Annotated in this window: 27 protein-coding genes; 9 read left to right on the top strand and 18 right to left on the bottom strand. The window is 74.3% G+C overall.

All coding sequences use genetic code 11. The features are described from left to right. Positions 1-20: 20 nt before the first annotated feature. The gene (locus ACR807_RS02620; RefSeq protein ID WP_438919537.1) at positions 21-665 is read left to right on the top strand and encodes a TetR/AcrR family transcriptional regulator; all 645 of its coding nucleotides are present in this window, start codon (positions 21-23) and stop codon (positions 663-665) included. Here the strand turns inward: ACR807_RS02620 and hisI are convergent. From hisI to hisF, 3 genes are read right to left on the bottom strand one after another with little or no spacing between them, the layout of a single operon-like run. Then, positions 662-1,057: a phosphoribosyl-AMP cyclohydrolase gene (gene hisI, locus ACR807_RS02615; protein ID WP_438919536.1), complete on the bottom strand. Its 396-nt coding sequence runs from the start codon at positions 1,055-1,057 to the stop codon at positions 662-664. The genes ACR807_RS02620 and hisI overlap by 4 nt on opposite strands. Then, entirely contained in the window at positions 1,054-1,431 is a 378-nt protein-coding gene (locus ACR807_RS02610) for a hypothetical protein (RefSeq protein ID WP_438919535.1), read from the bottom strand. The genes hisI and ACR807_RS02610 overlap by 4 nt, the downstream gene beginning before the upstream one ends. Further along, a complete protein-coding gene (gene hisF, locus ACR807_RS02605) occupies positions 1,431-2,204 on the bottom strand; it encodes an imidazole glycerol phosphate synthase subunit HisF (RefSeq protein WP_438919534.1) in 774 nt (257 codons plus the stop codon). The genes ACR807_RS02610 and hisF overlap by 1 nt, the downstream gene beginning before the upstream one ends. 208 nt (positions 2,205-2,412) lie before the next feature. On the opposite strand from hisF, the gene cspE reads away from it, so the two are divergent. The 3 genes from cspE (at position 2,413) to ACR807_RS02590 (ending at position 3,831) form a co-directional block, all read left to right on the top strand. Beyond that, positions 2,413-2,616: a transcription antiterminator/RNA stability regulator CspE gene (gene cspE, locus ACR807_RS02600; protein WP_306749780.1), complete on the top strand. Its 204-nt coding sequence runs from the start codon at positions 2,413-2,415 to the stop codon at positions 2,614-2,616. A gap of 80 nt (positions 2,617-2,696) precedes the next feature. Beyond that, entirely contained in the window at positions 2,697-3,071 is a 375-nt protein-coding gene (locus tag ACR807_RS02595) for a PPOX class F420-dependent oxidoreductase (RefSeq protein WP_438919533.1), read from the top strand. A gap of 31 nt (positions 3,072-3,102) precedes the next feature. After that, a complete protein-coding gene (locus tag ACR807_RS02590; RefSeq protein WP_438919532.1) occupies positions 3,103-3,831 on the top strand; it encodes a Clp protease N-terminal domain-containing protein in 729 nt (242 codons plus the stop codon). Here ACR807_RS02590 and priA read toward each other — a convergent pair. From priA to ACR807_RS02565, 5 genes are read right to left on the bottom strand one after another with little or no spacing between them, the layout of a single operon-like run. After that, positions 3,794-4,528 carry a bifunctional 1-(5-phosphoribosyl)-5-((5-phosphoribosylamino)methylideneamino)imidazole-4-carboxamide isomerase/phosphoribosylanthranilate isomerase PriA gene (gene priA / locus ACR807_RS02585; RefSeq protein WP_438919531.1) on the bottom strand — a complete coding sequence of 245 codons (735 nt, stop codon included), beginning with the start codon at positions 4,526-4,528 and terminating at the stop codon, positions 3,794-3,796. The genes ACR807_RS02590 and priA overlap by 38 nt on opposite strands. A 9-nt stretch (positions 4,529-4,537) precedes the next feature. Continuing rightward, complete coding sequence (hisH, locus tag ACR807_RS02580) at positions 4,538-5,173, bottom strand: imidazole glycerol phosphate synthase subunit HisH (RefSeq protein ID WP_438919530.1); 636 nt, start codon at positions 5,171-5,173, stop codon at positions 4,538-4,540. 35 nt (positions 5,174-5,208) lie between these two features. Next, positions 5,209-5,685: a hypothetical protein gene (locus ACR807_RS02575; protein ID WP_438919529.1), complete on the bottom strand. Its 477-nt coding sequence runs from the start codon at positions 5,683-5,685 to the stop codon at positions 5,209-5,211. 9 nt (positions 5,686-5,694) lie between these two features. Beyond that, the gene (locus ACR807_RS02570; RefSeq protein ID WP_438919528.1) at positions 5,695-6,594 is read right to left on the bottom strand and encodes a transketolase family protein; all 900 of its coding nucleotides are present in this window, start codon (positions 6,592-6,594) and stop codon (positions 5,695-5,697) included. Beyond that, a complete protein-coding gene (locus ACR807_RS02565) occupies positions 6,591-7,280 on the bottom strand; it encodes a thiamine pyrophosphate-binding protein (RefSeq protein WP_438919527.1) in 690 nt (229 codons plus the stop codon). Before ACR807_RS02565 ends, ACR807_RS02570 begins: the two co-directional genes overlap by 4 nt. Before the next feature lie 53 nt (positions 7,281-7,333). On the opposite strand from ACR807_RS02565, the gene soxR reads away from it, so the two are divergent. After that, a complete protein-coding gene (gene soxR / locus ACR807_RS02560; RefSeq protein WP_438919526.1) occupies positions 7,334-7,795 on the top strand; it encodes a redox-sensitive transcriptional activator SoxR in 462 nt (153 codons plus the stop codon). A gap of 47 nt (positions 7,796-7,842) precedes the next feature. Further along, entirely contained in the window at positions 7,843-8,358 is a 516-nt protein-coding gene (locus ACR807_RS02555) for an RNA 2'-phosphotransferase (RefSeq protein ID WP_438919525.1), read from the top strand. Here the strand turns inward: ACR807_RS02555 and ACR807_RS02550 are convergent. The 5 genes from ACR807_RS02550 to hisD form a co-directional block, all read right to left on the bottom strand. Further along, entirely contained in the window at positions 8,330-8,920 is a 591-nt protein-coding gene (locus tag ACR807_RS02550; RefSeq protein ID WP_438919524.1) for a TetR/AcrR family transcriptional regulator, read from the bottom strand. The two genes, ACR807_RS02555 and ACR807_RS02550, sit on opposite strands and share 29 nt — an antisense overlap. 94 nt (positions 8,921-9,014) lie before the next feature. Next, a complete protein-coding gene (locus ACR807_RS02545; RefSeq protein ID WP_438919523.1) occupies positions 9,015-9,170 on the bottom strand; it encodes a CG2302 family histidine operon protein in 156 nt (51 codons plus the stop codon). After that, on the bottom strand, positions 9,171-9,770 hold the full coding sequence (hisB, locus tag ACR807_RS02540) for an imidazoleglycerol-phosphate dehydratase HisB (protein WP_438919522.1): 600 nt from the start codon (positions 9,768-9,770) through the stop codon (positions 9,171-9,173). Next, positions 9,767-10,870: a histidinol-phosphate transaminase gene (locus ACR807_RS02535; RefSeq protein ID WP_438919521.1), complete on the bottom strand. Its 1,104-nt coding sequence runs from the start codon at positions 10,868-10,870 to the stop codon at positions 9,767-9,769. Before ACR807_RS02535 ends, hisB begins: the two co-directional genes overlap by 4 nt. After that, the gene (hisD, locus tag ACR807_RS02530) at positions 10,867-12,183 is read right to left on the bottom strand and encodes a histidinol dehydrogenase (protein ID WP_438919520.1); all 1,317 of its coding nucleotides are present in this window, start codon (positions 12,181-12,183) and stop codon (positions 10,867-10,869) included. Before hisD ends, ACR807_RS02535 begins: the two co-directional genes overlap by 4 nt. A 152-nt stretch (positions 12,184-12,335) precedes the next feature. Here hisD and ACR807_RS02525 point away from each other — a divergent pair, with 152 nt between their 5' ends. Further along, positions 12,336-13,658 (top strand): M14 family metallopeptidase, encoded by a 1,323-nt coding sequence (locus tag ACR807_RS02525; protein ID WP_438919519.1) that lies wholly within the window; start codon positions 12,336-12,338, stop codon positions 13,656-13,658. 99 nt (positions 13,659-13,757) lie between these two features. Here ACR807_RS02525 and ACR807_RS02520 read toward each other — a convergent pair whose 3' ends face one another. Continuing rightward, positions 13,758-14,927 (bottom strand): aminotransferase class V-fold PLP-dependent enzyme, encoded by a 1,170-nt coding sequence (locus ACR807_RS02520; protein WP_438919518.1) that lies wholly within the window; start codon positions 14,925-14,927, stop codon positions 13,758-13,760. After that, a complete protein-coding gene (locus ACR807_RS02515; RefSeq protein WP_438919517.1) occupies positions 14,894-16,438 on the bottom strand; it encodes an ABC transporter substrate-binding protein in 1,545 nt (514 codons plus the stop codon). Before ACR807_RS02515 ends, ACR807_RS02520 begins: the two co-directional genes overlap by 34 nt. A gap of 28 nt (positions 16,439-16,466) precedes the next feature. Between ACR807_RS02515 and ACR807_RS02510 the strand changes: the two genes are divergently transcribed. Further along, on the top strand, positions 16,467-17,246 hold the full coding sequence (locus tag ACR807_RS02510) for a carbon-nitrogen hydrolase family protein (protein WP_438919516.1): 780 nt from the start codon (positions 16,467-16,469) through the stop codon (positions 17,244-17,246). Between the two features lie 113 nt (positions 17,247-17,359). Then, positions 17,360-18,250 carry a DUF2382 domain-containing protein gene (locus ACR807_RS02505; protein ID WP_438919515.1) on the top strand — a complete coding sequence of 297 codons (891 nt, stop codon included), beginning with the start codon at positions 17,360-17,362 and terminating at the stop codon, positions 18,248-18,250. Positions 18,251-18,458: 208 nt separating this feature from the next. On the opposite strand, the gene nadC is transcribed toward ACR807_RS02505, so the two are convergent. Genes nadC through nadA form a run of 3 tightly spaced genes read right to left on the bottom strand, consistent with a single transcriptional unit; the run spans position 18,459 to position 21,927 of the window. Next, a complete protein-coding gene (nadC, locus tag ACR807_RS02500) occupies positions 18,459-19,289 on the bottom strand; it encodes a carboxylating nicotinate-nucleotide diphosphorylase (RefSeq protein ID WP_438919555.1) in 831 nt (276 codons plus the stop codon). An 8-nt stretch (positions 19,290-19,297) separates the two neighbouring features. Next, positions 19,298-20,911 (bottom strand): L-aspartate oxidase, encoded by a 1,614-nt coding sequence (locus ACR807_RS02495; protein WP_438919514.1) that lies wholly within the window; start codon positions 20,909-20,911, stop codon positions 19,298-19,300. Next, entirely contained in the window at positions 20,908-21,927 is a 1,020-nt protein-coding gene (gene nadA, locus ACR807_RS02490; protein WP_438919513.1) for a quinolinate synthase NadA, read from the bottom strand. The genes ACR807_RS02495 and nadA overlap by 4 nt, the downstream gene beginning before the upstream one ends. Positions 21,928-21,944: the final 17 nt, after the last annotated feature.

The following is a 21,944-nucleotide window of genomic DNA, read 5'->3' as shown; positions in this document are numbered from 1 at the left end:
TGGTCGCCCATGATGGGGGGGTGGACCAGAGCCCGAACCGCACCGGACCGAAGCGCCGAGGCCGCCGCGCCGGCGGCGAGGACACCAGGGCCGCGCTGCTCCAGGCCGCGCGCGAGGTGTTCGTCGAGCGCGGTTACGAGGGGGCCACGGTGCGCTCGATCGCGACGCGGGCCGGCGTGGACGCGGCCATGGTCAACCACTGGTTCGGCGGCAAGGAGGGCCTGTTCGCCAAGGCCGTCCTCCAGGTGCCCATCGACCCGAACGCGCTGGTCGAACAGCTGCTCGACGGTCCGCCCGAGGAGATCGGCGAGCGGATCGTGCGCAACTTCGTGACCATCTGGGACGCCACCGGCGGCGGCCAGTTCGCGGCCCTGGTCCGCAGCGTCACCTCGCAGGAGCAGGTCGCCGGCGTGCTCCAGGAGTTCTTCGTGCAGACCCTGCTCAAGCGCGTGGTCTGCCGGCTGGACGTGCCCGACGCCGACCTGCGCGCCACGCTGCTGGCCAGCCAGATCTTCGGCATGGGCATCATCCGGTACGTGGTGCGCTTCGAGCCGTTCGCCTCGGCCGACGTGGACACCGTGGTCCGGGCGATCGCGCCGAACCTCCAGCGCTACCTGACCGGCGACCTCGACCGGCCGGTGCCCTCCGAGGGGACGACCCCCTAGTCGGGCGTCCCCTGGTCGGGCGTCCCCTGGGCAGGTGGTCGTCCGGCGGGCCCCAGCAGCAGGTCGGCGTCGAAGCAGGTCGCGTCGCCGGTGTGGCACGCGCCACCGACCTGGTCCACGACCACCAGCAGCGCGTCGCCGTCGCAGTCCAGCCGCACCTCGTGCACGTACTGGGTGTGCCCGGACGTCTCGCCCTTCACCCACTGCCGCTGCCGGCTGCGCGAGAAGTACGTGGCGCGGCGCGTGGTCAGCGTGCTGTGCAGGGCCTCGTCGTCCATCCAGGCCACCATCAGCACCTCGCCGGTCCCGCGCCGCTGGACGACGGCGCACACCAGCCCGTCGGCGGTGCGCTTGAGGCGGGAGGCGATCGAGGGGTCGAGCGCGCCGGTCACGGGCGTCCTCCGCGGAAGTGGACCAGGGCGGGTCGGGTGTTGAGCAGCACCACGGCGAACACGTGGACGGCGGAGAGCAGGCCGGACAGCACCCTGATCCACACCGGCCCCTGGTTGAGCACGGCCAGCAGGTGGACCAGCGCCACCAGGCCGAAGACGAACGCGGCGGTCAGCCGGGCGGGTCGCCAGCCGGCGAGCAGGCCGGCCACGGCGAGCAGCGACAGCACCGCGAGGATCACCGGGAAGCGCACCCAGTACGGGTCCGACTCCACCTGCCACCGCACGACGCCCATGAGCACGAACAGCACCGCGCCGGCGGCGCCGATGGCGGTGGCGAGCAGCACCTCGGTGGGCGCGTTGCGCGGGCCGGCCATCAGCGGACCTCCACGCCCGCGTCGCGCAGGCCCTTCTTCACGTCGCCGATGCGCAGCGCGCCGAAGTGGAACACGCTGGCCGCGAGCACGGCGTCCGCGCCCTCGGCCACGGCGGGCGGGAAGTGCTCCAGCCGCCCGGCGCCGCCGCTGGCGATGAGCGGCACGTCGACGACCGCGCGGGTGGACCGGATCAGCTCCAGGTCGAACCCGGCCTTGGTGCCGTCCGCGTCCATCGAGTTGAGCAGGATCTCGCCGACGCCCAGCTCCTGGCCCCGCGCGGCCCACTCGACCGCGTCGATGCCGGTGCCCCGGCGACCGCCGTGCGTGGTGACCTCGAAGCCGGACGGCGTGGGCCGCTCCCCCTCGGGCACGCGGCGCGCGTCGACCGACAGCACGATGCACTGCGCGCCGAACCGGCGGGACAGCTCGCCCAGCAGCTCGGGGCGGGCGATGGCGGCGGTGTTGACGCTCACCTTGTCCGCGCCGGAGCGCAGCAGCTTGTCCACGTCCTCGGGCGTGCGCACGCCGCCGCCCACGGTGAGCGGGATGAAGACCTGCTCGGCGGTGCGGCGGACGACGTCGAACGTGGTCTCCCGGTCGCCGGACGACGCGGTCACGTCCAGGAAGGTCAGCTCGTCGGCGCCCTCGGCGTCGTAGGCGCGCGCCAGCTCGACCGGGTCGCCCGCGTCGACGAGGTTGGTGAAGTTGACGCCCTTGACGACCCGCCCCCGGTCGACGTCCAGGCAGGGGATCACGCGCACCGCTACTGACATGGGTAAAAGCCTACGGGGATCACCCGATCGTGGATCGCGCGGGACATCCGGCCCGAAGTGTGGTTAACTAGAGGAGGTCGAAGGTTTTGTGTCCGTGTCTTCCACGCTCGCGAAACGCGTTTGAGCGTGTGATTCCTCAGGGTCCATGCGTTTGGACCGGCCCCGTCGGTGCGTTCGCCCGGCGGCAGCAGTATGAGGAGATTTGAAGATGGCTCAGGGCACCGTGAAGTGGTTCAACTCCGAAAAGGGCTTCGGCTTCATCACCCCGGAGAACGGTGGCGCGGACGTGTTCGTCCACTACTCGGAGATCCAGAGCGGCGGCTACCGCAGCCTGGAGGAGAACCAGCGGGTGAGCTTCGACGTCGGCCAGGGCGCCAAGGGCCCGCAGGCCACCAACGTCCAGGCCATCTGACCTGACGTGACGTCGAGGCCCTGTCCCCCACCAGGGGGGCGGGGCCTTTGCTCTTTCCCGGGGCACCCTACGTTGTGCCCATGGACCTCGGAGACGGCAAGTACCTGCTGCTGACCACGTTCCGCCGCAGCGGCGCGGCGGTGCCCACCCCGGTGTGGGTGGTCGGCGACGGCGACGCGCTCTACGCGTGGTCGGCGGCCGACGCGGGCAAGGTCAAGCGCATCCGCAACAGCGGTGACGTGCGGGTGGGGCCGTGCGACTTCAAGGGCAACCCGACCGGTGAGCAGGTGCCCGCCACGGCGACCCTGCTGGACCGGGCGGGCAGCGACCGGGTCCGGTCGATGATCGCGCGCAAGTACGGCCTGATGGGCAGGCTGACCCTGCTGGGCAGCCGCCTGCGCCGGGGTGCCGGGGGCACGGTCGGCATCGAGATCCACCCGTCAACCGGGAGTTGACGCCTCTTTACCGTCAACCTAGAGTTGACGCATGGTGGTCACCCCGGTGCAGCTCACCGACCTCATCGTCGCCGTCGCGGCCGAGCACGCCGACGCGCTCGGCCGGTTGGCGGTCGCCGTCGAGATGAGCGGTCAGCTCGACGAGCTCGGCGACCACCTCATCGGGCACTTCGTGGACGAGGCGCGCCGCTCCGGCGCGAGCTGGACCGACATCGGCGAGAGCATCGGCGTGACCAAGCAGGCCGCGCAGAAGCGGTTCGTGCCCAAGGAGTCCGCCGACTTCACGCCCGCCGCCCACGACCGCTACACCGACCGGGCGCGGCGGGTCGTCGTGCTGGCCCGCCACCACGCCCGGTTCAGCGAGCGGATCGGCACCGAGCACCTGCTGCTGGGCCTGCTCGACGAGTCGGGCGGCCTGGCCGCGAAGACCGTCGCGAAGCTGGAAGCCGCCGAGGGCACGACGCGGCTGGCCGTGCTCAACGCCCTGGACCCGGCCGTGCACGAGCGCCCCGACCCGCAGCCGTTCAGCACGCGCTGCAAGAAGGCGCTGGAGCTGGCCGTGCGCGCGTCACTGCGCCTGGGTCACCGCTTCGTGGGCACCGAGCACGTGCTGCTCGGCCTGCTCGCCGAGCGCGAGGGCGCCGCGGCCAAGGCCCTGGGCGACACGGGGGTCACCCTGGAGGCCGCGGAGGCCCACGTCGTGCGGGAGATCGGGGACGCGATCAGCCGCGCACGGCGGCAAGCGCCTCGGGGAGCGTGAACGCGCCCGCGTACAGCGCCTTGCCGACGATCGCGCCCTCCACGCCGTCGCGGTCCAGCGCGGCCAGCGCCACCAGGTCCGCCACGCTGGACACGCCGCCGGAGGCGATCACCGGGGCGTCGGTGCGCGCGCAGACCTCGCGCAGCAGGTCCACGTTCGGGCCGGTGAGCGTGCCGTCCTTGCTGACGTCGGTCACCACGTAGCGGGCGCAGCCGTCCCGGTCGAGCCGTTCCAGCACCTCCCACAGGTCGCCGCCGTCGGTCGTCCAGCCCCGGCCGGCGACCCGGTAGCCCTCCGGGGTGATCCGCACGTCCAGGCCAACGGCGATCTTCTCGCCGTGCTCGGCGATGGCCTTCGCGCACCACTCGGGGTCCTCGATCGCGGCGGTGCCCAGGTTGACCCGGGCGCAGCCGGTGGCGAGCGCGGTGGCCAGCGAGGCGTCGTCGCGGATGCCGCCGGACAGCTCGACCCGCACGTCCAGCTCGCCGACCACGCGGGCGATCAGCTCGCGGTTGCTCCCCCGGCCGAACGCGGCGTCGAGGTCGACCAGGTGGACCCACTCCGCGCCGTCGCGCTGCCACGCGTGCGCGGCGTCCAGCGGGCTGCCGTAGGAGGTCTCGGTGCCGGCCTCGCCCTGGACGAGGCGGACGGCCTGGCCGTCGACCACGTCGACGGCGGGGAGGAGCGTGAAGGTCACGCGAACAGCCTAGTTGACGCTCTTGAGCCAGTTCTCCAGCAGGTGCGCGCCCGCGTCGCCGGACTTCTCCGGGTGGAACTGGGTCGCCCACAGCGGCCCGTTCTCGACCGCGGCGACGAACCGGTCGCCGCCGTGCTCGGACCACGTCACCAGCGGGGGCTTGAGCGCGCCGGTGTCGTTCAGCTCCCACTTCCGCACCCCGTAGGAGTGGACGAAGTAGAACCGGGTGCCCGCATCGAGGCCGGCGAACAGCGCCGACCCCTCGGGGGCCTCGACCGTGTTCCAGCCCATGTGCGGCACGACGGGCGCCTCCAGCCGCTCCACCGTGCCGGGCCACTCGCCGCAGCCCTCGCTGTGCACGCCGTGCTCGATGCCCTTCTCGAACAGGACCTGCATGCCGACGCAGATGCCGAGCACGGGCCGCCCGCCGGCCAGGCGCTGCCCGATCAGGCGACCGCCCCTGACCGCGTTCAGGCCCTCCACGCAGGCGGCGAACGCCCCGACGCCGGGCACGACGAGCCCGTCGGCCTCCAGCACGGCACGGTGGTCGGCCGTGACCTCCACCTCGGCGCCCACGCGCTGCAGGGCGCGTTCGGCGGAGCGGAGGTTGCCTGATCCGTAGTCCAGAACGACGACTCGTGCCACGTGACCAGCCTACCCGCGGGGCCGGCGCGCGCCGGTCAGGCCAGGGGCGAGCCGCCCTGGGTGACCGGGACCACCGGCAGCACGGTGTTGATCGGCAGGCCCGCACCGGTCGGCAGGTTCGTCACCCAGGTGTCGGCCCGGCCCTCGTCGACCAGTGCCCGGACCTCGGCCACGTCGGGGGGCAGGGCGGCGGGGCCCGGTCGCGCGTCCAGGCGCCACCAGTGGAGCAGGCCCACCAGGCGGCGCGGCGCGCCGGTGAAGCCGGCCGCCCCGCCGTCCGTCCACACCTCGGCGTTCGGGCTCCACCGCACCAGGAGGGCCGAGGTGCCCGTCGCGCGGACGCGCTCGGCCAGCTCGGCGGCGGCCCGGAACGTGATCTGCCTGCGCGGCAGCAGCACCGTCCCGGACGCCACGGGCACCAGCGCCGCCGGGCCCGCGACCGCGCGGTGCAGGTTGAGCTGGAGCTCGGCGGTCGGCGCGGGTGTCCAGATCAGGGTTCTCGGCACGCTCACAGGCGGAGATCATGCCGCAGCCGTCGGTCGGCCGAACATCCGACGCACGGCCGCGGCGACGCCGGGCACGTCGAGGTCGTGCGCCGAATCGTGGTCCTCGGCCGTGCCGTAGGCGCGCAGCTCCGCGTCCCGGCGCACGCCGAGCGACCGCAGCCGGTGCGGCACGTCACCCAGCGCCTCGGCCGCCGCGTGCGCCGACGTGCCCTCCAGGTACGGCTCGACCAGCAGCACGTCGTTCGCCCGCCCCGCCCGGACGGCGGCGCGCAGCCCCTCGGCGTCGAACGGCCGGACCGTCGTCGCGTACAGCACGGTCACGTCGACGCCGGCGGTGGCCGCGAGCACGGTGTCCAGCACCGGCCCGACCGCCACGACCACGCCCCGCGCGCCGCGCCGCACCTCGGTGAACCCCTCGACCACCGGGTGCGGCGCGGCGTTCTCCCGCAGGGAGAGCCTGAGGTAGACGCGGTCGTCCCCGGCCAGCGCGCGGCGCACGAGCGGGCCCACCTCGTCGCGGTGCCCCGGCACGTGCACGGTCCAGCCGGGCAGGGTGTCGAACAGCGCCACGTCGCCGGGCGCCTGGTGCGTGCGCCCCCACGCCGGGTCGTCGTAGGAGGCGCCGACGCTGACCAGCACCCCGCCCACGTCCTGGTGCCCGAAGTCGAGCTTGACCTGCTCGAAGGGCCGCTCGACCAGGAACGGCGCGTAGCTGTGCACCACGGGCCGCATCCCGGCCAGCGCCAGCCCCCCGCCGACGCCGACCATGGCCTGTTCGCGGATGCCGACGTTGACCACCCGCTCCTGCGGGCGGAACGCGTCGCGCGAGATCTCGGCGAGCACGACGACGACCCGCGGGTCGTGCCGCATGACCTCCTCGACGGTGTCCACGAACACCTGCCGCATCCCGCTCATCGCTCCCCCACCACCTTCGCCACCACGGCCAGCGGACGGCCGGCGTGCTCCCGCGTGAACGCCCCGTGCAGCGCGTCGTGGTCGCGTCCGTCCACTGTGGAGGTGTCCCACCCCTCGACGGCGAACCGCGCGGCCACGCCGCCGGGCCACCCGTGCGTGCCGGACTCGTTGTCCACCACCACGGCGGTGAGCGAGTCGAGCGCGAACCGGCCGGCCAGCGCGATGGCCTCGTGGTTGCTGCCCTCGTCCAGCTCGGCGTCGCCGACCAGCACCACCGTCCGCGCCGCGCGCCCCTGGAACCGCAGGCCGAGCGCGGTGCCGACGGCCAGCGGCAGGCCGTGCCCCAGCGACCCGCTGCCGATCTCCGCGCCGTTGACCAGCACGCGGTCCGGGTGCTGCCCCAGCGGCGAGCCCCACGTCGTCCACCCGTCCAGCAGGGAGGGGTCCAGGAACCCCTTCGCGGCCAGCACGGCGTAGTACGCCATCGGCCCGTGCCCCTTCGACAGCAGGAACCGGTCGCGGTCCGGGTCGTCCACCCGGTCCGGCGACACGTCCAGCACCCGGTCGTAGAGCACCCACAGCACGTCGAGCGTCGACGCCGCCGCCCACTCGTGCTTCTCGTCCCCCGTCATGCGCCCGAACAACGCGGGGAGGTCCGCGTGGCCGAGCCTGTCCGCAACCGTCATGGACCCAGCGAACAACTTCGACTTAAGTAGAGGTCAACCCATAGGATGCGCACGTGAGCAAGTTGCCGGAGATGTTGACCATCGGTCAGGTGGCCGAGCGCAGCGGCGTGCCGCACACCGCGCTGCGGTTCTACGAGGAGCGCGGGCTGATCGCGTCCGAGCGCACGGCGGGCAACCAGCGGCGGTACGCGCGGTCGGTGCTCCGGCGGCTGGCGTTCATCCGCACCGCGCAGCGGGTCGGCCTGTCGCTGGAGGACGTGCACGACGCGCTGGCGGCCCTGCCCGACGGCCGGACGCCCACCAAGTCCGACTGGAGCAGGCTGTCGGCCGGCTGGCAGGGCGAGCTGGACGCCCGCATCGACGCGCTGATCCGGCTGCGCGACAGGTTGACGTCGTGCATCGGCTGCGGGTGCCTGTCGCTGCGCAGCTGCTTCCTGCACAACTTCGAGGACGGCCAGGCCGCGGACGGTCCGGGCGCGCCGAAGCTGAAGCCCGCCAGCGAGGGCGGCACCTGAAACCCGCTTGCCCGGCGTGCTGCACTGGGGCCGTGCAGGAGAAGGAGATGACCCGCCTGTCGAAGCGGATGTCCAAGGTGCTGCGGCACGCCCCGGAGTCGGTCGGGCTGGTGCTCGACGAGGCGGGCTGGGTGGACCTCGACCGGTTCACGGCGGCGCTGGGCGTGCCGCGCGACCGCGTGCTGGAGGTCGTGGCGCGCAACGACAAGAAGCGGTACGAGGTGGTCGACGGGCGCATCCGCGCCAGTCAGGGCCACACGGTGGAGGTCGAGCTCGGCCTGCCCGTCGCGGAGCCGCCCGCGGTGCTCTACCACGGCACGGTCGGCGCGGTGCTGGACGACGTCCTCCGCGAGGGGCTGCTGCCGATGCGGCGGCACGACGTGCACCTGTCGGCGACCGAGGAGACCGCGGTGCGGGTCGGCGCGCGGCGGGGCCGGCCGGTGGTGCTGGTGGTGGACGCGGCGGCGATGCGCGCCGACGGCCACGAGTTCCGGGTGAGCGCGAACGGGGTCTGGCTGACGTCCGCCGTGCCGCCTAGCTACCTGCGTAGACACGTCTCGTGAGCCAGTCGAGGCCCGCCACCACGTCGTCGGCGGCCAGGCCCCGCACCTGTCTCTGGTAGCGGTAGACCTCGGGGGCCAGCGGTGCCATGAGCGCGTCCACGACGGCGCTGGGCGCGCCGTCGACCAGCCCCTCCACGTGCCGCCGCCAGAACTCGTAGGCCCCGGCCCGGAACCTGGCCCCGCCGGTCTCGGCGCCGAGGACCAGGTGGAGGTGCCGCTCCAGCAGCGCCACCATGACGCGGTAGAAGGCGGCCAGCCGCTCGTCCGGCGGCGCGCCCGGCCCCAGGGGCGGCGGGCCGGCGAGGACGCGGTCCTTGATCTCGGACTCGTGCTCGTCCAGCAGCGCCTGCGCGATCGAGGTGACGTCCGGGTAGCGCCGGTAGAGCGTCGCCCGCCCCACGCCCGCCGACCGCGCGATGTCCTCCATGGTGACCCCGACGGCCCCGCCGGCGGCGAGGAACACCTCTTCCGCGGCGGCCAGCACCCGGGCCCGGTTGCGGGCCGCGTCGGCGCGTTCACGGGGGCGGGTGGCCACTGCGGTGGCCCGGCCTGGTGACGACATGTGACCAACCATACGCAGACAGCCAAGGCGATCCACGATGCATCGTTCAACAATCCAACAGTGTGCCGTTGGATTGTTGAACGATCCAACGAGGCTACAGCAGCCAGGCGACGGCCGCGCCCACCGAGACCAGCGCCAGGACCAGCAGCACGATCGACAGGCCCCGGACCGTCTTCCAGGTGCTGTAGACGCCACCGGCCAGGAAACCGGCCAGCGCCAGCAGCCCGATCACCACCAGCGACTGGGACACCTACAGCACGCCCTTGGTGGAGGGCACGCCCCCGACGCGCGGGTCGGGCTCGACCGCCGCCCGCAGCGCCCGCGCGACGGCCTTGAACTCCGCCTCGGTGATGTGGTGCGGGTCCCGGCCGTACTCCACGCGCACGTGCAGCGCGATCCCGGCGTGGAAGGCCAGCGAGTCGAACACGTGCCGGTTGAGCACGAACGGGTAGTTGCCGCCGATCGTGAAGGTGGTGAACTGCTCCGGCTCGCCGACGTGCACGCAGTACGGCCGCCCCGACACGTCGACCGCCGCGTGCGCCAGCGTCTCGTCCATCGGGATCCACGCGTCGCCGAACCGGCGGATGCCCGCCTTGTCGCCCAGCGCCTCGCGCAGCGCCTGCCCGAGCACGATCGCCACGTCCTCCACCGTGTGGTGGGCGTCGATCTCCACGTCACCCGTCGCCCGCACCACGAGGTCGAACGACCCGTGCACGCCGAGCGCCGTCAGCATGTGGTCGTAGAACGGCACCCCCGTGGCGATCTCGACCTTGCCCGTGCCGTCGAGGTCGATCTCGACGTGCACCGACGACTCCCTGGTGGTGCGCTCCACCTTGCCGACCCGGCTCACCGGTCAACCTCCCTGCTCGCCGCGAGGAACGCGTCGTTCTCCTCCGGAGTACCGACCGTCACCCGCAGATGTCCGGTGATGCCGACGTCCCTGATCAGCACCCCGTGTTCCAGATACGACCGCCACGTGGCCCGCGCGTCCTCGAACCAGCCGAAGAGCACGAAGTTCGCGTCGCTCGGCACCACCGCGAAGCCCATCGCGGTCAGCTCCGCCACCACCCGGTCCCGCTCGGCCGCGAGCTTCGCGACCGACCCCAGCGTCTCCGGCGCGTGCCGCAGCGCCGCCCGTGCCGCCGCCTGGGTCAGCACCGACAGGTGGTACGGCAGCCTGACCAGCAGCAGCGCGTCCACGACGGCGGGCGCGGCGGCGAGGTAGCCCAGCCGGCCGCCGGCGAAGGCGAACGCCTTGCTCATGGTCCGGCTCACGACCAGCTTCGCCGGGTACTCGGCCAGCAGCCGCACCGCCGAGGGCCGCGAGGAGAACTCCGCGTACGCCTCGTCCACCACGACCACGCCGCGCGCGGCCTCGACCAGCACCCGCAGGTCGTCGAGCGGGAGGCTCTGGCCGGTGGGGTTGTTCGGGCTGGTCACGAACACCACGTCGGCGGCGGACGCCGCGACGGTCTCGGCGGCCCGCGCCACGTCCAGCGAGAAGTCGGCGCGGCGCGGCGCGGGCGCCCACTCGGTGCGCGTGCCCGCCGCGATGATCGGGTGCATCGAGTACGACGGCTCGAAGCCCAGCGCCGTCCGGCCCGGCCCGCCGAACGCCTGGAGGAGCTGCTGGAGGATCTCGTTCGACCCATTGGCGGCCCACAGGTTCGCGGCGGTCAGCGGCACGCCGGTCGAGGACGACAGGTAGGCGGCGAGGTCGTCGCGCAGCGCCACCGCGTCCCGGTCCGGGTAGCGGTGCAGCTCGGCGGCGGCCGCCGCGACCTCCTTGGTCACGTCGTCCACCAGGCCCGGCGTGGGCGGGTACGGGTTCTCGTTGGTGTTCAGCCGCACCGGCACGTCGAGCTGCGGCGCACCGTAGGGCGTGCGACCGCGCAGGTCCTCGCGCAGCGGGAGGTCGGCCAGCTCCACCCGCTCGCCGATCGGCTTCACCGGCGGAACCTGGCGGTGACCGCCTGGCCGTGCGCGGGCAGGTCCTCGGCCTCGGCCAGCGCGACCACGTGGTGCGCGACGGAGCGCAGCGCGTCCTCGCCGTAGTCGATCACGTGGATGCCGCGCAGGAACGTCTGCACGGACAGCCCCGACGAGTGCCGCGCGCAGCCGCCGGTGGGCAGCACGTGGTTGGAGCCCGCGCAGTAGTCGCCGAGCGACACCGGCGAGTGCGGGCCGACGAAGATCGCCCCGGCGGCGCGGACCCGCGCGGCGACCGCGCGCGCGTCGGCCGTCTGCACCTCCAGGTGCTCGGCCGCGTACACGTCGACGACGCGCAGCCCGTCGTCCAGGGTCGACACCAGCACGACGCCGGACTGCGGCCCGGTCAGCGCGGTGCGCACCCGCTCGTGGTGCTTGGTCTCGTCGACCAGGCGCCCCAGCTCGCGGTCCACCGCGTCGGCCAGCGCCTCGGACGTGGTGACCAGCACGCTCGCGGCGAGCGGGTCGTGCTCGGCCTGGCTAATCAGGTCGGCGGCCACGTGCACCGGGTCGGCCGTGTCGTCGGCGAGCACCGCGATCTCGGTCGGCCCGGCCTCGGAGTCGATGCCGATCAGGCCGCGCAGCAGCCGCTTGGCCGCGGTCAGGTAGACGTTGCCGGGACCGGTGACCAGGTCGACCGGTTCCAGCTCGGAGCCGTCGGTGTCCGTGCCGCCGTGCGCGAGCAGGGCCACGGCGAGCGCGCCGCCCACCGCCCACACCTCGGTCACGCCCAGCAGCGCGGCGGCGGCCAGCACCGCCGGGTGCGGCAGGCCGCCGAACGCCGCCTGCGGCGGGGAGCAGACCACCAGCGACTCGACCCCGGCGAGCTGCGCCGGGACCACGTTCATGACCACGCTCGACGGGTAGACGGCCAGGCCGCCCGGCGCGTACAGGCCGACGCGCCGCACGGGGACCCACCGCTCGGTGACCGTCCCGCCGGGCACGACCTGGGTGGTCGTGTCCGTCCGGCGCTGGTCGGCGTGCACCGCGCGGGCGCGGGCGACCGACTCCTCCAACGCGGCGCGCACGGCCGGGTCCAGCTCGGCCAGGGCGCGCCCCAGCTCGGCGACGGGCACGCGGACGGCGGCCGGTCGGACCCCGTCGAACCGCTCGGTGTGCTTCAGCACGGCGTCGACGCCGCGGGTGCGCACGTCCTCCACGAGCGGTCGGACCTGATGCAGCACCGCGTCCACGTCGACCTCGGCGCGCGGCAGCGCGGCGCGCAGTTCGGCGGGTGACGGGACTCGACCTCGCAGGTCGATGCGGTTGAGCATGCCCCCAAGGGTAAGCGGTCGACAATTCCGTCAACTGTCAGCCCGGGGCCGCGCGGCGAACCCGACAAACGGGGGCTACCTCGATCAGTGAGCGAGGCGCGACGCTGCGTGTGCACATCTCCGTCGCAAACCCTGCTGATGATGGAGGCTTGATGTTCACCAAGCGACGCGGCCTCGTGGCCGCCGCGCTTGTCGCGAGCGCGACCCTGGTGCTGCCCCTGCACACCGGGTCGGCGCAGCCGTCGACGGCGCAGTCCCCCGAGCGGACCCTCTTCGAGGTCACCGCCACCACGCCGGAGGCGCGGACGAAGGTCGCCCGCACCGGGGTCGACGTCCTCGGCCAGACCGGCGACACGCTCACCGTGATCGCGGAGCCCCGCCAGCAGTGGGCGCTGCGCGCGACCGGCCTGCGGCTGAAGTCCCTCGGCGACGCGGACGCGGAGCTGGCGGCCCTCGGCGAGGCCGACTTCACCGACCGCGTGCCCGGCGAGGTCGGCGCGCAGGACTTCCCGTCCGGCTACACCGGCTACCACAACTACGCCGAGATGGTCGCCGAGCTGAACCAGGCGGTCCGCGACCACCCGACGCTGCTCACCCTGCGCAGCATCGGCAAGTCGTACGAGGGCCGCGACATCTGGGCGGTCAAGATCAGCGACAACCCGGGGTCCGACGAGGCGGAGCCCGAGTCGCTGTTCACCTGCAACCAGCACGCCCGCGAGCACCTGACCGTGGAGATGTGCCTGCGCATCGTCCAGCGGTACACGGACAACTACGCGTCGAACACGACCATCAAGAACACGGTCGACAGCCGGGAGATCTGGGTCATCCCCAGCGTCAACCCGGACGGCGCGGAGTACGACATCGCCACCGGCTCGTTCCGCGCGTGGCGCAAGAACCGGCAGCCGAACTCCACGGCGGTCGGCACCGACCCCAACCGCAACTGGGGCCACCAGTGGGGCTGCTGCGGCGGTTCCAGCGGCAGCGGCTCGTCCGACACCTACCGCGGCACGGCGGCGTTCTCCGCGCCGGAGGTCGCCCGGGTCCGGGACTTCACCAACAGCCGCGTGGTCGGCGGTGTGCAGCAGATCAAGTCGCACATCGACTTCCACACCTACTCGGAACTGGTGCTGTGGCCGTACGGCTACACCTACAACGACACCGCGGCCGGCCTGGACGCCACGCAGGCCAACGTGTTCCAGACGATGGGCCGGCGGCTGGCCGCGCTGAACGGCTACACGCCGCAGCAGGCCAGCGACCTCTACATCACCGACGGCAGCGTCGACGACTGGATGTGGGCCGCGCACAAGATCTGGAGCTACACGTTCGAGATGTACCCGAAGTCCGCCAGCGGGACGAGCGGGTTCTACCCGCGCGACACCGTCATCGCGACCCAGACGGCGCGGAACGACACGGCGGTCCAGCTCCTGCTGGACTACACCGACTGCGTCCCCCGCATCACCGGCCGCACCTGCTGACCGACCGCACCGGGACGTGCCCGTCGGGGGTCCCCCGGCGGGCACGTCCGCGTCGGCGGGCGGTGCCCCCGCGTCAGCGTCGGCGGGCGGTGCCCCGCGTCAGCGTCGGCGGGCGGTGACCTCGCCGACCAGCTCCACGGCCCGGTCCACCTCGTCCAGCCCGACGAAGTAGTGCGGCGAGGCCCGGACCACCTCGGTGAGCCCGCGCCGGGTCATGTCGAGCAGCGTCGAGGACGCCGAGCTGACGGTGACCGTCACCCCGCGCTCCGCGAGCCGGCCCTTCACCTCGCCGGCGGTCAGGCCGTCCGCGGTGAAGGTGACGATGCCGGACCGGCGCTCGCCGATGTCGCGGACGGTCACGCCGGGCAGCGCGGACAGGCCCGCGCGCAACCGCCCGGCGCGTTCGGCGACCTCGCGCTCGATCACGTCCAGGCCCCTGGCCAGCGCGTACCGCACGGCGGCGAGCAGGCCGAGGCGGTCGGCGACGCTCGTCTCCCAGATCTCGTGCACGCGGGCGTCCTCGCGCAGCCGGATCTCGTCCGGGCCGGTCCACTCGGCGCTGTGCAGGTCCACCAGGCGGGGCCGGAGCACCTCGGCCGCCGCGCGCCGCACCACCAGCACGCCGGTGCCGCGCGGGCCGCGCAGCCACTTGCGGCCGGTGCCCGTGATCAGGTCGACGCCCAGCTCGTCGGCGCGCACCGGCATCTGGCCGATCGACTGGCACGCGTCCAGCAGCACCAGCGCGCCCACCTCGTGGGCGGCGGCGGCGACCTCGCGGGCCGGGTTGACCAGGCCGCTGTTGGTGGGCACGTGGGTCAGCGAGACGAGCTTGACGCGCTCGTCCAGCATCCCGGCCAGCGCGTCGAGGTCGAGCTGCCCGTGCCGGTCGGACGGCACGGCCTCGGCGACCGCGCCCACCTCGCGCGCCCGGTGCAGGATCGGGATGGCGGTGCCCGCGTACTCGGCCTCGCCGAACAGCACCCGGTCGCCCTCGGCGAGCGGCACGGCGTCGAACGCGGTCAGCCACGACCGGGTCGCGCTGTCGGTGAACGCGACCTCGTCCGGCCGCGCGCCGAGCAGCTCGGCGACCAGCCCGTACCCGGCCGCCAGGTCGGCCTCGCGCTCCTGCGCGGCGAGGTACCCGCCGACCTCGGCCTCCCGGCGCAGGTGCCCGACGACCTCGTCGAGGACCTCCCGCGGCGGGAGCGAGGACCCGGCCGAGTCGAGGAACACCGTCACCGGGCAGTCCACCTCTCCAGGTTCCACCACGGGCCCCAGGACAGCGCGCCGTGCACGCCCGGGTCCACCACGGCCTGGTAGCCGTTCCAGTTCTCCCGCACGACGTACGCGTGCTGCACGGACGCCAGCACCACCATGCCCGGCGAGGCCAGGTAGGCGCGCTGGAACTGCTTGTAGGCCGCCGCCCGCTGCGCCGGGTCCAGCAGCGCCCGGCCGGTGTCGAGGGCGGCGTCGACCTGCGGGTTCGAGTAGCCCCACGGGTTGCCGGTGTGCAGCGCCCGGTAGGTGGCCAGGTCCGGGTCGAACGGCGTGCCGCCGCCGTGCAGCAGGGCGTCCACGCCGACCCGGCCGGCGATCGCCTCCCGGCCCAGGCCCGCGAGCTGCACGTCCACCCCGACCGCCTTGGCGTCGGCGGCGAACGCGGTGGCCAGGTCGGCGCGCACCGCGTCGCCGAGCGGGTACATCAGCGTGAACCGGGCCGGCACGCCGTCGCGCGCGCGCACCCCGTCCTCGCCGCGCACCCAGCCCGCCTGGTCGAGCAGCAGGTTCGCCAGCGCCTCGTCGTGGGCGAACCGCGCGCCGGGGTCGAGGAACTCGGGCAGCGCGTCCGGGATCGGCGTGCTCGCCGGGCTGCCCTTGCCGCCCAGCAGGCCGTCCACCAGGCCCTCGCGGTCGACGGCGTGGTTGAGCGCCACCCGGATCGCGCTGTCGCCGGTCACCGGGCCGGTGGGCAGGGTGACGGCGCGCAGGTCGGCGCTGCGGTGCGTGATGACGCGCAGCCCGTCGCCGTCGGACTCGTCCGCGAGGCGCGGCGGCAGCTCGGTCCCGTCGAACTCGCCCGCCCGCATCCGCTGGGCGCGCGTGTTGTCGTCCGGCACGAACACGACGGTGAGCCTGCGGATCTTCGGCTCGCCGGCGAAGTGGGAGGCGTTGGCCTCCAGCACCATCCGGTCGCCCTTCTTCCACTCCACCAGCTTGTACGGGCCGGTGCCGACGGGCTTCACCTCGGCCAGCGGACCGCCGAGCGCCTCGCTGGGCAGGATGCCGAGCGTGAGCAGGTGCGGGAACGCGGCCCACGGCTTGTCCAGGGTGAACCGGACGGTGTGCGCGTCGAGCCGCTCCACGCCGGTCAGGCCGGTGAACTCGGTCCGCTCGGTCGAGCCGGACGCGGGGTCCAGCAGCGCCGTGTACGTGGCGAGCACGTCCTCGGGGCCGAACGCCGTGCCGTCGGCGAACGTCACGTCCCGGCGCAGCTCGACGGTCCAGCTCAGGCCGTCCGCGGCGGGTTCGGGCGGCTCGGCGGCGAGCTGGGGCCGCACGCTGCCGTCCGCGCGGTGCCCGACCAGGCCGTCGTAGATCTTGGAGACGCCGCCGCGGCCGTAGCCGAGCAGCGGGTTCAGCGTGGTCGGCTCCACCGGGTCGGCCAGCACGATCGAGCTGCCGTCCGGGGTGCCCTCGGCGCTCGGTGTCGGGCCGCCCGTGCACCCCGCGGCGACGAGGGCGACGGCGGCGACGACGAGCGGGGGGAGGAGGGAGCGCACGGGTCCCGACACTACCTAGAGTGGGCTCATGCGTGTCGCCCTGTGCCAGATCAACTCCTCCACCGACCCGGCGGCCAACCTCGACCTGGTGCGGGAGGGGACGGCGCGGGCGGCGGCGGGCGGCGCCCGGGTGGTCGTGTTCCCGGAGGCGACGATGTGCCGGTTCGGCGTGCCCCTCGGGCCGGTCGCCGAGCCGCTGGACGGGCCGTGGGCGTCGGCGGTGGCCGGGGTCGCCCGTGAGCACGACGTGGTCGTCGTGGCGGGCATGTTCACGCCGTCACCCGACGGTCGGGTGACGAACACCCTGCTGGTGACGGGTGCGGGGCATCACCTGGGCTACGACAAGATCCACCTGTTCGACGCGTTCGGGTTCACCGAGTCGCGCACCGTGGCGCCGGGGTCCTCGGTGGTGACCGTCGAGGTGGACGGCCTCGTGCTGGGCCTGGCCACCTGCTACGACGTGCGGTTCCCGGAGCTGTTCCGGGCGCTGGCCGACCGGGGCGCGCAGGCCGTGCTGGTCTGCGCGTCGTGGGGCGCGGGGCCGGGCAAGCGCGAGCAGTGGGAGCTGCTGGTCCGGGCGCGGGCGCTGGACTGCACGTCGTGGGTGCTGGCGTGCGGGCAGGGCGACCCGGCGACCGACCACGGCGGCGCGCCCACCGGCATCGGCTTCAGCACGGCGGTCTCGCCGCTGGGCGAGGTGGTGGCGCAACTGGCGGGCGAGCCGGGGTCCCTGCTCGTCGACGTGGGCGCGGAGGCCGTCGAGGCGGCGCGGCGCACGGTGCCGGTCCTCGCGAACCGTCGGCTGTGAATTTCCTTCGGGGGAACGTCCGTCCCCCGGCCGCGTGACGGCCGCTTAGGTTTCCACGTCGCTCGGGAAGCCCTTCCTGGTCAGGGAGACCCAGGGCGAAGGGGAGCACGGGCATGATCAACCAGGCCGAAGTGGACCGACTGTACGACTGCGAGGTCGTCGACGAGCACGGCGAGCGCATCGGCTCCGTGAAGCAGATCTGGCTCGACGACCGCGACGGGCGACCGATGTGGGCCTCGGTGCACACCGGTCTGTTCGGGCTCAGGGAGTCGTTCGTCCCGATCCAGGACGCGACCATGGGCAACGGCACCATCACCGTGCACGTGGACAAGCAGCAGGTGAAGGACGCGCCGCGGATCGACGTGTCCGACCAGCACATGTCCGATTCCCAGCAGGACGAGCTGTACGAGTACTACGGGATGATCCCGGCCAACCGCAGCGGCGACCACGACCGCCTGCCCGGGCGCGGGAAGGCCGGCGGCACGGCGGGCGGCATGGCCGCGAGCGGCACGGCGGGCGGCACGGCCGCGTCGGGCGGCATGGCGGACCGGACGCCCGGCGAGGTCGACGAGCACGGCATGACCGGCCGGCAGGGCCGCCACGGGACCCGCGGCGACGACGCCGTGACCCGGTACGAGGAGGACATCCACGTCGGCAAGCGCGACGTGGAGGCCGGCCGGGTGCGGTTGGTCAAGCACACCGTGACCGAGCAGCGGGACATGACCGTGCCGGTCACGCACGAGGAGGTCAGGGTCGTCCGCGAGCCGGCCGACGGCGCCGCTGGCGGGCGGGCGTTCGCCGAGGAGGAGGCGTCGGTCACCCTCCGCCGCGAGGAGCCGGTGGTGGAGAAGACCGCGAAGCCGGTCGAGCGGGTGCGGCTCGACAAGGAGACCGTCACCGAGCAGGAGCGCGTCAGCGGCCAGGTCCGCAAGGAGCGCGTCGACGTGCAGCGCGACGACTCGGGCCGCACCGAGGTGCGCGACACCGACCGCCGCGACACCTGACCGCCGCGACGCCGACCGGGCGCGCACCCCGGCCCGCGCCCGCGTCCCCGTGCCCCGGGACGCGGGCGCTTCCGGCGCGGGGCACGGGCCCGGGGTCCGGCGCAGGTCCCGGGGTCCGGCGCAGGTCCCGGGGTCCGGCGCAGGTCCCGGGGTCCGGCGCAGGTCCCGGGGTCCGGCGCAGGTCGAGCCCGCGCGGTGGGGCCCGCGGTCAGCGCAGGTCGAGCCCGAGGTCCAGCGCGGGCGCCGAGTGGGTCAGGCCGCCCACCGCCAGGTAGTCCACGCCGGTCTCCGCGTACGCCCGCGCCACGTCCAGCGTGAGCCCGCCGGACGCCTCCAGCGCCACCCCGCCGGCCCGCCGGACCGCCTCCGCGCAGTCCGCGACGGTGAAGTTGTCCAGCAGCACGAGCGCCGCCCCCTCGCCGACCGCCTCGTCCAGCTGCTCCAGCGAGTCCACCTCGACCTCGCACGGCAGGTCCGGGGCGTGCGCGCGCACCGCGGCCAGCGCGGCCCGCACCGACCCCGCCGCCCGGACGTGGTTGTCCTTGATCAGCACGGCGTCGCCGAGGCCCAGCCGGTGGTTCACGCCGCCGCCCGCGCGCACCGCGTACTTCTCCAGCAGGCGCAGGCCCGGCAGGGTCTTGCGGGAGTCCCGCACGGCCGCCCGGGTGCCCGCGACCGCCTCCACCCACGCGGCGGTCAGCGTGGCGACGCCCGACAGGTGGCACACCAGGTTCAGCGCGGTGCGCTCGGCGGTCAGCAGGCCGCGCACGGGACCGCGCACGACCAGCGCCGGCTCGCCCGGCACCGCCTTCGTGCCGTCCTCGCGCCGCTCCAGCACCTCCACGTCCGTCACCTGGCGGAACACCTCCAGGGCGGCGGGCACGCCCGCGAGCACGCCGGCCGCGCGCGGCGTCAGCTCGGCCACCGCGACGGCGTCCGCGGGCACGGTGGCCGCGGTCGTCGCGTCCGGCCCGTAGCGCAGGTCCTCCTCCAGCGCCGTCGCGATCACGCGGCGCAGGTCCTCCACGTCGATGGTCACGTCGGTGGTCACGCCACTCCCCTCGCCACGACCGGGTCGGCCAGCACGGGCTGCCCGGACGGGTTGAGCCGGACGACCTGGCTGCGCTGCCCGCGCACGTCGTCGCGTTCGGTGAAATCGGTGCGCACGTGGCAGCCGCGCGACTCCTCGCGCTCGGCCGCCGCCGCGATCAGCGCCCGCGCCGCCACGGTGAGCGCCGCGTCCTCGACCAGTTCCCGGGTGTCGAGCACGCGGTCCACAGTGGACAGGTCGAGCACGGAGCCGACGACCGCGAGGCCCTCGGCGTCGCGCCCGATGGCCGCGTAGCGGGACATCACGCGCTGGAGCGAGTCGCGGTCCGCGACCGGGGCGGTCGGCAGCGCCGCCGTGCCGGTGCAGCGCGCCAGCACGCCCACCGCCAGGTCCGCCGCGACCGCCTCGGCCGCGCGCGTGCCGACGACCAGTCCTTCCAGCAAGCTGTTGGACGCCAACCGGTTCGCGCCGTGCAGGCCGGTCCGGGCCACCTCGCCCGCCGCGTACAGACCGGTCACGCCGGTTCGCCCGTCCACATCGGACACCACGCCGCCGCACGCGAAGTGCGCGGCGGGCGCGACCGGGATCGGCTCGGTCGACGGGTCCACGCCCGCGGTCAGGCACGCCGAGTGCACGGTCGGGAACCGCCGCGCGAAGTCCGGGACGCCGGTCGCGTCGAGGAAGACGTGGTCGTCCACGCCGCCGGGCGCGCCCGCGACGTGCCGGGTGATGGCCGCGGCCACGACGTCGCGCGGCGCCAGGTCCTCCAGCGGGTGCACGCCGCGCATGACGCGCGCGCCGGTCGCGTCGACCAGCACCGCGCCCTCGCCGCGCACCGCCTCGGTGACCAGCGGGCACCGGCCGCGCGCACCCCGCCCGGTGTAGAGCACGGTCGGGTGGAACTGCACGAACTCGACGTCGGCCGCGACCGCGCCGGCCCGCAGCGCGAGCGCCAGGCCGTCGCCGGTGGCCACCTCGGGGTTGGACGTCGCCTGGTAGAGCTGCCCGAGGCCGCCGCTGGCCAGCAGCACGGCGGGCGCGGTCAGCACGCCCGGCACGCCGTTGCCGTCGAGCACCAGCAGCCCGCACACCTGGCCGAGCGGCGTGCGCACGGCGTCCACCGCGATGTGGTTCTCCAGCACGGGGACGCACCCGTCGGACGCGGCGAGCAGCGCGCGCTCCACCTCGGCCCCGGTCGCGTCGCCGCCCGCGTGCACGACGCGGAACGCGCTGTGCCCGCCCTCCCGCGTGCGGGCCAGCGCGCCGGTCGGCCCGGGGTCGAACACCGCGCCGCGCTCGCGCAGCCGGGTCACCGCCGCCGGACCGCCCGAGATGATCGCCCGCACGGCGTCCTCGTCGCACAGGCCCGCGCCCGCGACGAGCGTGTCCCGCACGTGCGCGTCGACGGAGTCGCCCTCGTCGTGCTCGTCGGGCAGCACGACCGCGACGCCGCCCTGGGCCCAGCGGGTGTTGCCGTCACCGCCGGACGCCTTGGTCACGACCAGGACGCGCAGCCCCAGTTCGCGCGCGCGCAGCGCCGCCGTCAGACCGGCCACCCCCGTGCCGACGACCACCAGGTCGGCGCGGGCCTCCCAGAGCGCGGTGCTCACTCGCCGCCGCCGGGCTGCCCGATCTCGATCATGCGCTGCACCGCACCCCGGGCGCGCCCGGCCGTCTCCGGGTCCACGTGCACCTCGTCCTTGCCCTCGCGCAGGCCGCGCAGCAGGGCCGCCGGGGTGATCATCTTCATGTACCGGCACGACGCCCGGTCGTTCACCGCGCGGAAGTCGATCTCCGGCGCGGCGCGGCGGAGCTGGTGCAGCATGCCGATCTCGGTGGCCACGAGCACGGAGGTGGCGCTGGTGCTGCGGGCGGCGGTGATCATGTCGCCGGTCGAGAGGATCTTCACCTTCTCCGCCGGGACGGTGCCCTCGCCCGCGAGGTAGAGCGCCGAGGTCGCGCAGCCGCACTCGGGGTGGATGAACAGGTCGGCGTCCGGGTTGTCGGCCGCCCGCTGGGCCAGCTCGGGGCCGTTGATGCCCGCGTGCACGTGGCACTCGCCGGCCCAGATGTGCAGGTTCTCGCGGCCGGTCTCGCGCTTGACGTGCGCGCCGAGGAACTGGTCCGGCAGGAACAGCACCTCGCGGTCGGCCGGGATGGAGGCCACCACGTCGACGGCGTTCGACGACGTGCAGCAGATGTCGGTCTCCGCCTTCACCTCGGCGGTGGTGTTGACGTAGGAGACGACGACCGCGCCGGGGTGCTCGGCCTTCCACGCCCGCAGCTCGTCGCCGGTGATCGAGTCGGCCAGGGAGCAGCCCGCGCGCTCGTCCGGGATCAGGACCGTCTTGTGCGGGGCCAGGATCTTGGCGGTCTCGGCCATGAAGTGCACGCCGCAGAAGACGATGGTGGACGCGTCGCTCGCGGCCGCGATGCGGCTGAGCGCCAGCGAGTCACCGGTGTGGTGCGCGATGTCCTGGATCTCGGGCAGCTGGTAGTTGTGCGCGAGGATGACCGCGTCCCGCTCGCGCGCCAGCCGCAGCACCTCGTCGCGCCAGTCGGCGTCGGGCTCGATGCCGTCGTACGCGCCGTCCGAGGTTCGCTCCACGTAGGCGGTAGCGACCATGCTTCCTCCTTGGGACA

It is taken from the genome of Saccharothrix sabaoui, assembly GCF_051756985.1.
Taxonomy (GTDB): Bacteria; Actinomycetota; Actinomycetes; order Mycobacteriales; family Pseudonocardiaceae; genus Actinosynnema.
Note: the sequence above shows the minus strand (reverse complement) of the source record. Positions and strands in the feature narration are given on the sequence as shown.

Excerpts from the sequence above, each read along its gene's own strand:
- ACR807_RS02550 (WP_438919524.1), bottom strand. The coding sequence starts at position 8,920 with ATGTCGTCACCAGGCCGGGCCACCGCAGTGGCCACCCGCCCCCGTGAA.
- ACR807_RS02505 (WP_438919515.1), top strand. The coding sequence starts at position 17,360 with ATGATCAACCAGGCCGAAGTGGACCGACTGTACGACTGCGAGGTCGTC.
- ACR807_RS02590 (WP_438919532.1), top strand. The coding sequence starts at position 3,103 with ATGGTGGTCACCCCGGTGCAGCTCACCGACCTCATCGTCGCCGTCGCG.
- hisF (WP_438919534.1), bottom strand. The coding sequence starts at position 2,204 with ATGTCAGTAGCGGTGCGCGTGATCCCCTGCCTGGACGTCGACCGGGGG.
- ACR807_RS02525 (WP_438919519.1), top strand. The coding sequence starts at position 12,336 with ATGTTCACCAAGCGACGCGGCCTCGTGGCCGCCGCGCTTGTCGCGAGC.
- ACR807_RS02555 (WP_438919525.1), top strand. The coding sequence starts at position 7,843 with ATGACCCGCCTGTCGAAGCGGATGTCCAAGGTGCTGCGGCACGCCCCG.
- nadA (WP_438919513.1), bottom strand. The coding sequence starts at position 21,927 with ATGGTCGCTACCGCCTACGTGGAGCGAACCTCGGACGGCGCGTACGAC.
- ACR807_RS02565 (WP_438919527.1), bottom strand. The coding sequence starts at position 7,280 with ATGACGGTTGCGGACAGGCTCGGCCACGCGGACCTCCCCGCGTTGTTC.
- ACR807_RS02570 (WP_438919528.1), bottom strand. The coding sequence starts at position 6,594 with ATGAGCGGGATGCGGCAGGTGTTCGTGGACACCGTCGAGGAGGTCATG.
- ACR807_RS02595 (WP_438919533.1), top strand. The coding sequence starts at position 2,697 with ATGGACCTCGGAGACGGCAAGTACCTGCTGCTGACCACGTTCCGCCGC.
- ACR807_RS02510 (WP_438919516.1), top strand. The coding sequence starts at position 16,467 with ATGCGTGTCGCCCTGTGCCAGATCAACTCCTCCACCGACCCGGCGGCC.
- ACR807_RS02610 (WP_438919535.1), bottom strand. The coding sequence starts at position 1,431 with ATGGCCGGCCCGCGCAACGCGCCCACCGAGGTGCTGCTCGCCACCGCC.
- hisD (WP_438919520.1), bottom strand. The coding sequence starts at position 12,183 with ATGCTCAACCGCATCGACCTGCGAGGTCGAGTCCCGTCACCCGCCGAA.
- cspE (WP_306749780.1), top strand. The coding sequence starts at position 2,413 with ATGGCTCAGGGCACCGTGAAGTGGTTCAACTCCGAAAAGGGCTTCGGC.